Origin of the sequence: Haloferax profundi, assembly GCF_001469865.1 — an archaeon.
Lineage (GTDB): Archaea > Halobacteriota > Halobacteria > Halobacteriales > Haloferacaceae > Haloferax > Haloferax profundi.
In genome coordinates this window covers 1-12,301 of the sequence record NZ_LOPV01000156.1, presented here as the reverse complement: position 1 = coordinate 12,301, position 12,301 = coordinate 1, and the positions used below count along the sequence as shown (strand labels likewise).

General features: G+C 64.4%; 12 protein-coding genes. 4 read left to right on the top strand and 8 right to left on the bottom strand.

What is annotated here, in order from left to right:
- Window positions 1-598, bottom strand: a 598-nt coding sequence (locus tag AUR66_RS08270; RefSeq protein ID WP_157533034.1) for a phosphoenolpyruvate carboxylase, incomplete at its 3' end; no start/stop codon positions are given.
- Between the two features lie 225 nt (window positions 599-823).
- On the opposite strand from AUR66_RS08270, the gene AUR66_RS08265 reads away from it, so the two are divergent.
- The 3 genes from AUR66_RS08265 to AUR66_RS08255 all read left to right on the top strand — a co-directional run bounded on the left by AUR66_RS08265 (window position 824) and on the right by AUR66_RS08255 (window position 4,391).
- A complete protein-coding gene (locus AUR66_RS08265; RefSeq protein WP_058571984.1) occupies window positions 824-1,669 on the top strand; it encodes a cytochrome B in 846 nt (281 codons plus the stop codon).
- Window positions 1,670-1,749: 80 nt separating this feature from the next.
- Entirely contained in the window at window positions 1,750-3,315 is a 1,566-nt protein-coding gene (locus tag AUR66_RS08260; protein ID WP_058571983.1) for a succinic semialdehyde dehydrogenase, read from the top strand.
- Complete coding sequence (locus AUR66_RS08255) at window positions 3,312-4,391, top strand: SDR family oxidoreductase (RefSeq protein ID WP_058571982.1); 1,080 nt, start codon at window positions 3,312-3,314, stop codon at window positions 4,389-4,391. The genes AUR66_RS08260 and AUR66_RS08255 overlap by 4 nt, the downstream gene beginning before the upstream one ends.
- Window positions 4,392-4,442: 51 nt before the next feature.
- Here AUR66_RS08255 and AUR66_RS08250 read toward each other — a convergent pair whose 3' ends face one another.
- Genes AUR66_RS08250 through AUR66_RS08240 form a run of 3 tightly spaced genes read right to left on the bottom strand, consistent with a single transcriptional unit; the run spans window position 4,443 to window position 7,296 of the window.
- Window positions 4,443-4,706, bottom strand: coding sequence for a ubiquitin-like small modifier protein 1 (locus AUR66_RS08250; protein ID WP_058571981.1), 264 nt, complete (start codon window positions 4,704-4,706; stop codon window positions 4,443-4,445).
- Window positions 4,707-4,729: 23 nt separating this feature from the next.
- On the bottom strand, window positions 4,730-6,082 hold the full coding sequence (locus AUR66_RS08245; RefSeq protein WP_157533033.1) for a TrkA C-terminal domain-containing protein: 1,353 nt from the start codon (window positions 6,080-6,082) through the stop codon (window positions 4,730-4,732).
- 8 nt (window positions 6,083-6,090) lie between these two features.
- Window positions 6,091-7,296: a potassium channel family protein gene (locus AUR66_RS08240; protein ID WP_058571979.1), complete on the bottom strand. Its 1,206-nt coding sequence runs from the start codon at window positions 7,294-7,296 to the stop codon at window positions 6,091-6,093.
- Between the two features lie 140 nt (window positions 7,297-7,436).
- On the opposite strand from AUR66_RS08240, the gene AUR66_RS08235 reads away from it, so the two are divergent.
- Window positions 7,437-8,648: an NAD-binding protein gene (locus tag AUR66_RS08235; protein ID WP_058571978.1), complete on the top strand. Its 1,212-nt coding sequence runs from the start codon at window positions 7,437-7,439 to the stop codon at window positions 8,646-8,648.
- Here the strand turns inward: AUR66_RS08235 and AUR66_RS08230 are convergent.
- The 4 genes from AUR66_RS08230 to AUR66_RS08215 all read right to left on the bottom strand — a co-directional run.
- Entirely contained in the window at window positions 8,645-10,105 is a 1,461-nt protein-coding gene (locus AUR66_RS08230; RefSeq protein ID WP_058571977.1) for an HPP family protein, read from the bottom strand. The two genes, AUR66_RS08235 and AUR66_RS08230, sit on opposite strands and share 4 nt — an antisense overlap.
- Before the next feature lie 9 nt (window positions 10,106-10,114).
- Complete coding sequence (locus AUR66_RS08225; RefSeq protein WP_058571976.1) at window positions 10,115-10,843, bottom strand: nucleoside phosphorylase; 729 nt, start codon at window positions 10,841-10,843, stop codon at window positions 10,115-10,117.
- A gap of 76 nt (window positions 10,844-10,919) precedes the next feature.
- Window positions 10,920-11,444 (bottom strand): hypothetical protein, encoded by a 525-nt coding sequence (locus AUR66_RS08220; protein ID WP_058571975.1) that lies wholly within the window; start codon window positions 11,442-11,444, stop codon window positions 10,920-10,922.
- A 113-nt stretch (window positions 11,445-11,557) separates the two neighbouring features.
- Window positions 11,558-12,301 (bottom strand): carbohydrate kinase family protein (locus AUR66_RS08215; RefSeq protein WP_058571974.1); only part of this gene is annotated, 744 nt, incomplete at its 5' end.

The following is a 12,301-nucleotide window of genomic DNA, read 5'->3' as shown; positions in this document are numbered from 1 at the left end:
GTTCTGGTCGTCGGTTACGAACCTGTGAGGTCTGCCAGAGGCTCGTCACCTCGGCGACGACGTGCCGCCACTCCTGGTCGTTTTCGAGGTCGGTGAGGCGGCGTTCGTCGAGCGTCTCCAGCCGATTCGCAATCGAGCGGAGTTTGGCCTTGACCGTCTTTCGGCGCGCTTCCGTCGGGTGCGCCGTGAACGTCGGTTCGATGAGGACGTCTTCGAGAACACGTTCGAGGAGTTCCTCGTCGACGTCTTCCTCGTGGAGGGAGTCGAGCGTGGCGAGAATCCCGTCGGCGAGGGACCCCTCCTGTGACGCCTCGCGGATGACCCGAACACGCTCACGCTCTTCTGCGAGGTTGATGAGTTCGAAGTACGTCGTGAACGCGCGGGCGACGACACTCTCACGTTCGGGGTCGAGGTCACCCACGACGTCGTAGAGTTTCTCTCGGGACCCCGACTCACCTTTCCGGTAGGCGATGGCCGCCTGCCGAAGTTCTTCGACAGTCTCGAACGACGCCGTAGAGGTCTGTGCCTCCAGTACGTCCCCGAGTAACGCCCCAAGCTCGCGGACGTCTTGTCTGACGTCTCTGGTGTGCAATCGCATCTCGTACTCGGATACGAGTACCACACTGTAAAAGGCCACGAGTACGGCCGAAAAATTGCCCGAAGTTACGTTCTAAACGAATGTTTGTAAACGACTGGTGAATTTCTCTCCGAACTCGGAATCCCGGATATTTAGCCCCCCACAGTACTGAGGCCGCCGGTTTCGTGGGATGAACTAACACGGGTGATTCGTCACGCTTTTACTGGACGGGTCGAACTTCAGGGTATGAGCGATAGCGACAAGTACCCCGCCGACTCGGGTCGTCGTCGATTCGTCAAGGGCGTCGTCGGGGGCGCGGCGCTCGCTGGCGTGGGAACGACTGGCGCGGCCGCCATCAACAGTGCAACGGTCTCACCGGGTGCCGGTGGCGGTCCGACGCAGGCGTACGCAATCGAGAACACTGCCGGTCCTGCACCGCGCGGCATGCCGCTGATTCCGATAGAAATCGACGGTGACGGCTTCATCAAGGGTCTCTGGCCCGAGATTCAGACGGTCACCCAAGGCGGTGTCGAGGTCCAGATTGCACAGACTGACGACTTCAAGGGAACTGGCGTCAGCTACTCGTCAGCGTGGTTCCAGTACTGCGGTGTGCAGGCCTACGAGGGACTCGCGCCCGACTACGAGTCTGACAACTACTTCCGCTCCGACAGTGGTGGCTACGACTGGCAACAGGAAGTCTACAGCGCCGGTGACCGACTGAACGTCAACGACTTCGACGACTACGAGACGTGGGGCAACGGTATCGGGCAGGCCGGCATCGGTAAGCCAGCGACTGGCACGTGGCGCTCGCAGGACACCGAAGACACGATGCCGATTCAGATTCTCCGCTCGAACCGCATCGAGGAAGCCGCACAGGAAAACGACTTCCTCGCCGCCGCGACGGACCAGGGTGTCATCGCGTGGCTCAACAAGTGTACGCACTTCTGTTGTGTCCCCGGATACAAGCAGGCCGCCGACGCTGCGAAGTTCGGTGGTGAAGACGGTGTCTACTGTCAGTGCCACCAGTCCGTCTACGACCCGTTCTCCATCGTCCAGACGCTCTTTACGGCACTCCCGCGCCCCGAAGAGTAAGCTCGACCCGCGATTCTTTCTCTCTCGATTTCGCCCGACGTGTAAACACTACTATAGTAGCTACGCGGGTATAGTCGGGTATGACAGACGCCCCCTCCACTCCCGTCTCCCGAGACGAACTGGACGAACTCGCTCGGCTGGTCACCCCACTCGACGACCGGCCGGGACTCGAGGTCCACGCTCCGTACGACGACAGCGTCGTGGGGACCGTCCCGCTGTGTACACCCGACGACGTTCGTTCAGCCGTCGCAGAGGCCAAATCCGCGGGTGACGAGTGGTCCACGTGGCCAATCGAAGACCGAACTGCCGTCTTCGCTCGGTTCCACGACGCCGTCCTCGACCAGCGCGAGGCGCTTTTAGACGTGATTCAGACCGAGACGGGGAAAGCACGCGCCGACGCACTCGAAGAGGTTCTCGACGTCGCCACGACGGCACGATACTACGCGAACCACGCCGAGCGAGAACTCGCGTCGAAACGGCGTGTCGGCGCGATTCCGCTCGTGACGAAGGCCGTCGAACACCACCACCCTGTCGGCGTCGTCGGCATCATCTCGCCGTGGAACTACCCGCTTTCGCTCTCCGTCTCAGAGTCGATTCCCGCGTTACTCGCGGGGAACGCAGTCGTCCTCAAACCAGACGAAGGGACACCATTCACTGCGCTCTGGGCGCTCGGCGTACTCCGTGAGTGCGGCCTCCCGGACGACGTGTTTCAGGTCGTGACCGGCGAGGGGCCACGACTGGGCGAACCGCTCATCGAAGGCGTCGACTACGTGAGTTTCACCGGAAGCACGGAAGTCGGACGCACTGTCGCCGAGACGGCAGGTCGCCACCTCACCGATTGCTCGCTCGAACTCGGTGGAAAGAATCCGCTGTTGGTCCTCGACGACGCCGACGTGGAGAAGGCAGCACGGGGTGCCGTCCGTGGGTGTTTCGCCAACGCTGGACAACTGTGCATCTCTATCGAGCGAATCTACGTTCACGAGGCAGTCGCCGACGAGTTCCGTGACGCGTTCGTTCGAGAGACGCGCGGACTCACGCTCGACGCGGGATACGACTACGGCCACGACGTGGGGTCACTTCTCGACCGTGAGTTGTTGGAGAAAGTCGAAACACACGTCGAAGATGCCGTCGAGAAGGGCGCGTCAGTCCTCTCGGGTGGTCGTGCCCGCCCTGACCTCGGGCCGTACTTCTACGAACCGACGATTCTGACCGACGTGACGCCCGACGCGACGCTCGCCGACGAGGAGACGTTCGGTCCGGTCGTCTCGCTGTACGAAGTCGAGAGCGTCTCCGAGGCCATCGAACGCGCCAACGACTCCGCGTACGGACTGAACGCGAGCGTCTGGACGAAGCAAACCCAGCGCGGCGAACAGGTCGCCGCGCGACTGGAAGCGGGCACCGTCAACGTCAACGATGCCTACGCCGCAGCGTGGGCGTCCATCGACGCGCCGATGGGCGGGATGAAAGACTCCGGTGTCGGTCGCCGACACGGGCGACACGGCCTGTTGAAGTACACCGAGTCGCAGACCGTCGCGACCCAACGGGTGGGCCTCCTGTCGCCACCAAAGCGCGGAAAGCAGGCCTGGGCCAACGGCGCGACACTCGGGCTTCGCCTCTGGAAACGACTCACCGAGGTGCTCCCATGAGCATCTTCCTCACCGGATTCCCCGGATTCCTCGGCAGTGCACTCGTCGGACGCCTCGCCGACAGAACCGACGAAATCGTCTGTCTCGTCCAACCGAAGTACCGTGAGGCGTCCGAAACGCGTGCTGCCGAACTCTTCGGACCAGACTGGCGCGAGACACTGACCCTCGTCGAAGGCGACATCACCGACCCGGAACTCGGACTCTCAGAGACGACACGCACCGACCTCGAATCGCGCGTGAGCGAGGTGTTCCACCTCGCCGCCGTCTACGACCTGGCCGTCTCTCCCGAGGTCGGAGAGTCGGTCAACGTCGACGGAACGCGGCACGTCCTCGACTTCGCCGAGGCGGCCGGAGTCGACCGGTTCCACCACGTCAGTACGTGTTACGTCAGTGGTCGCCACGACGGCGTGTTCACGGAATCCGACCTCGACGTCGGGCAGTCGTTCAACAATCACTACGAGGAGACGAAGTTCCGCGCCGAACTGCTCGTTCGCGACCGAATGGAGTCCGGCGAGGTACCAGCGACGGTCTATCGACCCGCAATCGTCGTCGGCGACAGTCAGACCGGTGCGACGCAGAAGTACGACGGCCCCTACTACATGATTCGGTTGCTCCTCCGACAACCGCGCGTCGCGGTCGTTCCCCGACTCGGTGACCCCGACGCGGCCGAGTTGAACGTCGTCCCGCGAGACTACGTCGTCGACGCTATCGACCACCTCTCGGGACTCGACCGTTCGAAGAACGTCACCTACCAGTTGTGCGACCCGAACCCGTTGACGATTCGGGCGTTCACTTCGACGCTCCTCGACGCGACGGGCCGAATCGGTATCTCCGTCCCGACACCGGTTGGGCTCACCACGTCGGTACTGAAGCGGTCGGACACACTCAGAGAACTCGTCGGCATCGAACCGGAGACACTGCCGTACTTCACACACCCGACTCGCTACGTCGGCGCGAACGCGCGGAAACACCTCGCTGGAACCGGTATCGACCCACCGCCGTTCGAGTCCTACGTCTCTCGAATCGTCGAATTCGTCCGCGAGAACCCGGATATTCGCCCCGACGCGATGAGCTAGTTCGGTCGCTGCCGACGAGACGCCACTCGCCGAGCGTCGTAGGGACGTGCGTTATCCGCCGCTGACCGGCGGGAAGAGAGCGAGTTCGTCGCCCACTTTCGCGTCGTCGTCGAGTGACGCGTTCTCTCCGTTTCGCAGGACGTTGATGTGGTCGTACAACTCGCCGTCGTCGGCGAACACCCGCGATTCGAGCGACGGGTGCGCACCGACGAGTGCGTCGAGTGCCTCGCCGACAGTCACGTCGTCGCCGACGTCGACGCGGATGGTGCGCGCACCGGCCACCTCCGCGAGGTCTGCGAACAATTTCCACTCCATGCTATGGGTTCCTCGCTCGGCGCTCATGAGGATTGCGCCCCCGAATCAGGCGTCAGGTGACTGTCGTTCCCATCTTCGCCCGTCTCCTCGTCGTCTCCACCATCGGTTCTGCTGTCGTCGGTCGTCGCCCGGCGTTCGACTCTCCGGAGGAGTTCCGGCCGGCCGACGACGTAGAGTGTGTCGCCAGCAGAGAGTTCACGGGTCCGTGCCGGGATGGCGTCCACGGGCGCGTTGGATGGCCTGATGGCGACGACAGTCGTCTCCACGTCAGAGACTCGTTGTCCATCGAGTGCCGAATCCGGGGTGACGGTGGTGACCGCCATGGTCTCGTCTGCGTTCCGAAGGAGCGACGCGAACTCACGGTCGACGCGGAGGTCCGCCGGGAGCGTAACGACCCGGTACTCGTCTGCACCCGTGAGTTTGTCCGCGTCTTCTTCGTCGAGGGCGATGGTGGCCACGTCCTCGGCGACGCCGCGAAGTTCGCCGAACGCGACACGAGTCGGCACCGACCCACTCCCGTCGCTCTCGACACGCGTCTCTTCTCCGTTCGTGGGTGCCACCGATTCGCCGTCCGTGCCGTCTGTGTCGTCAGCGTCCGGAATCGCCCAGACCTGCACCGGGTCGCCGGCACCTGCACCGGGTCCGGGGTCTGCACGGATGGCAATCGCGACAGTCCCGGGTGCGAGCGTCGGGCCGAGTCCGGCGGCGCGACTTCCGAGTGCGAAGTACGAGACGTTCCCGTCTTCGAACTCGACGTCCACGTGGCCGACACCGTGGTCGTCTTTGACTCGTTCGACGAGGCGTTCACGGAGTTCCCCCTCGCTGAGTCGCCGCGGGAACAGGAGTGTCTTGCCGCTCAACTGGTCTTTGATGCTCTCGGAGACGGGGTCGTAGCCTTCGATGTCACCCACGTCGTCGGGAATCGTCACCGTCGTCACCCGCCCGACGGTTCGGACGAGGCGACTCACGTCGGTGTCGAGTTCTTTCGCACCGGCGACGGCGAACACGTCTGTCGCAGTACGGTCGCCGACGAGACGGCCCACGGGCGAGGCGACTGCGGCACCCGCCAGCGCGGACGTGTTGAAGAGCACGCGTTCGAGTTCGAAGACAGCGGTGTCCGTCCCCGTGACGAAGTCGCCGAAGAGGCCGACAGTGTTCAGGTACAGTGCGACGACTGAGGTGCCGAAGAGGACTGCGAGTGCCCGTGGGATGGCCTCGCGGGTGTACCATCGATACGTGAGTGCGGCGACGCCGGAGGCGAGGAACGCGCCGACGACGAGGCCGACGACACGGAGGACGTTCCTGACCAGTGGGTCACTCGATGACGGGACCGGCACCTGTCCGACGACGACCGACCCGAAGTCGGCAGCGAGCATCGGTGCAGTCACGCGACTGCCTCCTCGAACGCGGTCAGGTCGGAACGCGACCCGACGGCGTACAGTGTGTCTCCAGCCGAGAGGTTCTGGTCGCCGCGGGGGGCGATGGTCCACGTCCCACCGTGGCGGAGAGCGAGGATGGCCACGCCGTAGGTATCGCGGACGCTCGCTGCTCTGAGCGACACGCCATCCAGCGGGCCGTCCGCCCCGACAGTGAGTCTCGAAAATCGCTTGCCTGCTCGGCGAAGCAGTGAGACGAGTTCGAACTCACGGCGGACACCCCGAGAGGTGACGACGAACTGCGTCGCGTCACTTCGGAGGAGCGACTCGACGTCGGTTCGCTCGACCGCGAGTGTGACTCGGCCCTCACCGCCCGCCGCCGTCGGTGCGCGAGGTGCCCACTTCGGCGCCTCCTCGTCTTCCGCGTCGTCGGCATCGACTGTTTCGGTGACCGAATCGACACCGACGACGCTCGCCGAGATGGTGCCGCCGTCGGTGGCGACGACGACGTCGTCGCCCTGTGCGAGTCCGGTCGGGACGAGTGCCTCGATAGAGACGGCCCGCTTCCCTGCGGAGAGTCGTTTCGAGAGACCGCCGACCGGTGCTGCTGCGGCGACGCTCGCACGGGCCTGTTCGTCGATTTGGACCTCGACTGCGGCGAGGTCGAACTCCGTCTGGAGGCGGTCTGCGAACCGCGATTCGAGTTCGACCAGTGGGATGTCTGCGGGGAACGTCCACTCACCGTCTCGAATCGCGGTGCGAACGTCGACGGGGACCGGTGGGTAGCCCTCGATGTCGCCGACTTCGCGCGGGACGGTGACCGTGACCTGTCCCCGACCGCCTACCAGTTCGACAACGTCGGTCGAAAGCGTCCGTTCGGTGAGTCTTCGGAGCGACATCTTCCGTGGAATCTCGTTCGCGAACGCGTCACCGCGGTTGTGTGCGTACAGTGCCCCCATCAGCACGACCAACAGTGCCACAGTCAGTCGGACTTGGTTGTCAGACTGCGTGATGGTGGGGTCGGCGAGAGCCATGAGACCACCGCTGGCACCGGCGATGGCCACGCTGAGGACGACCACGGCGAGACCGGGTATCGTGACCCCGGTGACGTACCGGAACCCGAACCCAAAAAGCCACGCGACGGCGGCGGGGACGAGTCCCGTGAGAATGCCGAAGTAGAGACCATAGACCACTTCGACAGGGAGTGAAGCCATAGCCCTGTTCACTCACTCCCGAGATAAATGCGTGACGACGAGCGTGACGTTCGCTCGTGACACGGGTCGGTCGCGGTGTCGTCTGTCAGTCGTATCGATACCCAACGCTTTTTCCCCATCCCCTGCCGAGTTCCGGCGACATGGTGTCGGCACGCGACTGGGTAGGCGCTCGGACCACTGTCACGACAGTGTTCGTCGTCGCCATCCTGTCCGCAGTGACGGGTATCTTGAACATCAGTGCGCCGCTGTCGGGCGGTCTCCTCGGGTCGCTGGTCCCCGAAGTGATTCGTATCACTGCAGGGTTCACCGGCACGCTCACCGGATTCCTCCTCCTCGCCAGCGTGTACGGTCTGCGGCGACGCCTTCGTGCGGCGTGGTACTCGACGGTCGTCCTCCTGCCGGTGTCCGCCACGCAGGGACTCATCCAGTCGCCCGAACGCGCGGCCCCACTGATTGGGTTCTCGATAATCAGTCTCGTCCTCTGTCTGCTGAACTACCGGGCGTTCGACCGTGACCTCGACTGGAACGTCACGCAGTTGTCGGCACTGCTGGCTATCGTCGGTGCGCAGACCTACGCGACTGCTGGGGCGTACGCCCTCCGGCGTGACTTCAACGGCATCGACACGCTGTTCGACGCCTTCTACTTCGCACTCGTCACCGGGAGCACCGTCGGCTATGGCGACATCACCCCGCGGACACCGTACGCCAAACTGTTCGGGATGTCGGCACTCCTCGTCACCGTCGCGAGTTTCGCCGTGGCGCTCGGTGTCTTGCTCACGCCCGCAATCGAAGCACGACTCACCAAAGCACTTGGACGCATGACCGAATCACAACTGGAAATCCTCGACAACCACATCCTCGTCCTCGGCCACGGGGAACTGACCGAACCGATTCTCGAAGAACTCGACGGCCGCGCTGACGTCCTCATCATCACGCCGAACTCGGAGCGTGCACAGCGCCTCTCAGACCGTGGCTACGACGTATTCACCGCCGACCCGAGCGACGAAGAGTCACTCAAGCGCGCTCGCGTCGAGGAGGCACGGTCTGCAATCGTCGCCACCAACAACGACGCCGAAGACGCACTCGCCATCCTGACGGCGCGGCAACTCAACCCCGACATCCACATCGTCGCGGCGGCGACCCAGCGTGAGAACGAACCCAAACTCCGGCGCGCAGGGGCGAACACCGTCATCAGCCCTGCCGCACTCGGTGGCCACTTCCTCGCCGAGTCCGCCATCGGCGGGAGCGGTCTCGAGACGGTCGAAGAGCGCCTCCTCGAAGAAGAACCAGACGAGGTGGCCACGGCCGCAGACGACACAGACGAAGTCGATACCGACGCCAGCGACGACTAGTTTCCGCGGTCGAAGACGGCAACGTCGCAGTCGGTCTCTCTGATTCGTTCGAACGTCGGCGGCGAGATGAACCGCGAGGCAGCAGAGCGCTCGCCACTCGACCCGAGGACGACCAGGTCGTACGTGGCGGTGTTCGAGGCGATGAACTTCGTCACCTCGCTGCGGGCGACTCGGGTCTCGATGTTCCCTTCTGCCGTCTCGACCAGATTCGCGAGTTTCGCCTCCGCTGGTCGGCGTTCGACTTCGGTCGAGATACACGTCGTGACACTCACGCTCCCCGTCTTCCCGGCGAGGCGCGTCGCGAAGTCTATCATGGCGTGGGCGGCATCACCGGGGCGCGAGACGAGGACCAGAATCCGACGCCAGCGGTACGGTCCCCCGGTCGAGCGAAACGCGACCGTATCGTACTCGCCACCGAAGAGGCCGCGGACGTAGTCCGACAGCAAGCCTCGGTCTTCTTCGTACGGTGTGACGACGAGGTCGGAGTTGGTGTTGCCTGCCGCCTCCACTGTCGCCGGTAGCGGGTCGCCGCTGGCGACGACGACTTCGACGGGGACGCCGAGTTTGGTTCGAATGTCGTGCGCGCACGCTTCGAGACGGTCGACTGCGGCGTCGGCAGCAGGACTCCCGGTCGATTCGGGAGGCACCACGTCCGCCTCTGTGTCTGTGTCTCCGTCTGTGCCCGAGCGTCGCTCCCCCGTGTCGACCGTCTCGTCGGGCGAGAGAACGTCGAGGAGGACGACTTTCCCGGCCTCGTGTGCTGCGGCGAGACGGGCCGCGAAGAACGCAGTTCGGTCTGCCGTCTCGCCGCGCATCGGAACGAGGACGTGGTCGTCACCTTTGACCGTCCCGTAGAGGTACTCGGCACGTCGCTCGTAGAACTCCTCGCGCCAAACGGTGAACACGGTGGCGATGACGACGCTCGCGAAGAAGATGCTCACCACGTACTCTTCGGGGTTCACGTCTCCCGTCACGAGGGTCAAGAGCGCCGTCGAGAACGCAGAGGGTGCTTCGATATCGAGTGCCCACGTCGCGCCACCCGCGAGGAAGATAGCCAGGGCGGCAGACGATGGGTGGACGATGGTGGTCCCAGCGGGTCCGTACACCAACGTCGTGAACCCGAACGCGACGAGTCCACAGAGGGCACCGACGGTGAGTGCGAGGACGAACTTCACTGGCGACGCGTACTGTCCTTCGGGGTCCGAAAAGAGCGTGTACGACCCGGACGCGAGTGGCGGAAACAACAGGAACGAGAGCGTGCTCACCGCGTTCGAGACGAACGTCACGACTCCGATGAGAAGCGGGATGAGGAGTAAAACCGTGAGATGAAGCAGGTTGTTCGTGTTCTCTATCCAGCGACTGAACGCCACCGCTTCACGCCGCTCTACCCGCCGAATACGGGCACGGAGTTCGCTGGCGCGTGCGGCCACACGGGCCACGAGGTGGCGAATATCCACTGGAGACCCTTACGCGAGGTCGGTGACGGCGTCGAGCGTGATGCTGATTGCGCGCTCAACGTTGTTCTTCGCCTTCTCGGGGAGTTCTTCGTCAGAGTCTGCGCCCTTCTGGGTACCGGCGACGAGGTTCCCGTCGACCGTACAGATGGCACCTGCGCGAAGGCCCTTGCGGCGGGCGAGCGAGAACACCGTCGCGGCCTCCATCTCGATGGCGAGGAGTCCCGCCGCGTTCCAGTCGTTCACGTACTCGTCGGATTCGTTGTAGAAGGCGTCGTCTGAGACGATGGGGCCGACGTGAACGTCTTCGTCGTTGGCCTCCGCCGCATCGACGAGCGACGTGAGTACGTCGTAGTCGGGGACGGCCGGGTAGACTTCGGACTCGTAGCGCTTGGACGTGCCCTCTTCTTTGGCGGCACCGGTCGCGACTATCATGTCGCCGATTTCGATGTCTTCTTGCAACGCGCCGATGGTGCCGACGCGGATGAACGTCTCCACACCGACCCGAGAGAGTTCTTCGAGCGCGATAGCGGCCGACGGGCACCCGATACCCGTCGAGGAGATAGTCAGCGGGACGCCCTCGTACTCCGCGTTGACGACCTTGTACTCGCGGTTCTGTGCGACTTCTTCGACGTTCTCACACTGCTTCGCGATTCGGTCGACGCGGCCCGGGTCGCCCGGAATGAGTGCGATGTCGTTTACGTCGCCTTCTTCGACGAGGAGATGGGGCTGTTTCGCCATATCCGACCCACTCGTGTCGCGGGCAAAAACGCCGCGGTTCGAGGGGGCGTCACCACCGGCGACGACGCCAATTCACTCACGCGATGCCCGCGAAGAGCGCCGGCGCGAGAATCAAGAGCGTCGCCCCGAAGACGAGCGACGACCGGAGCCACTGCCCGCGAACGGCCGTCGCCCGTTCTTCGTAGATACTCCGACCCGCACGGGGGAGGACGAACTGTGAGAACAGGACGTAGATACTCGCGACGACGACGCCTGTCGAGATGACGTGCGGTGGGAAGTCCACGCCGAAGAGCGGAGCCTCGGGGAGGACCGAATCGACGACGAGGTAGACCAGCGCGTAGAACGCCCCAGAGAGCGCACCTGCGACGTGGTGGACGAGGTTCGCGTCGAGGAAGTCGACGTTGTCGGGGCGGGTCCGACGGATGACCGAGGCGGCGATGTAGGCGGGTGTGAACCCTTCTTCCTGCCGCCACATCGGGATGTCCATCACGACAGCGGCCGCGACGCCGACGATGGCACCGAGTGCCACCCGACTGGCGACGACACCGACGCTCGGTAGCGACCCGAGGGCGGCGACCACGGCCGATAGCTGGTCCAGCATCGTCCCGAGGAATGACCGGTGAGGATAAAATTGGTATGGTCGGTTGGGTGGCGTGTCGGTCGAGGGTGGCGCGGTAGGACCCGGCGAACCTGGCGTGCGTTCGCCGGACCTCGTCAGTGTTCGACGAGTTCGTCGAGTCGTCGCCAACTCAGTTGCGTCCGGGCACCGGGTTCGGCCGCAGTCAGGGCACCGCAGGCGTTTGCGACGGCGAGCGACCGTTCGAACGATTTGCCGTCGAGTCGCGCGGCGATGAACCCAGCAGCGAACGCGTCACCTGCGCCAGTCGTGTCCACGGCGTCGACGGGATAGCCCGGATGGACGTGTCGCTCGTCGCCGTCGCGGACTTCCGCTCCGTTTGGACCGTGTTTGAGGACGAGCGTCGTCTCGTCGAGTGCGTCGCCGACGGCACCGCCGTTGCCGCCGTTTCTGGACGGGTCTTGGTTGGCTCGGTCCCCCGGACTGGCCGCCTCACCGAGCGCAGTGGCGGCCTCGCGGTCGTTGAGGAAGACGTAATCGACCAACCGAAGTGCCTCGGAGTAACCTCTGTCGCCGATGCGCCGGCCGGGGTCGAAACTGACCGTGGTTCCGACTTCGTTCGCCAGTCGGGCGAGAGCGGCGGCGGTACCCGGTGCCTGACTCGTCAGGTGGAGATGGTCTACGTCTGCGAGCGCCGTTTCCGGAAGGTCCGAGGCGTCGAACGCCTCGTTGACGCCGGGCGACCCGAGGACGAACACCTCGCCCGCGGCGTCGACGACGATGTACTTGACAGTCGTCGGGCCGTGGTCGACGCTGACGACGTGCCGACAATCGACGCCTTTCGACGCGAGTTCGGCGACGGCGGCGTGTCCGTACTCGTC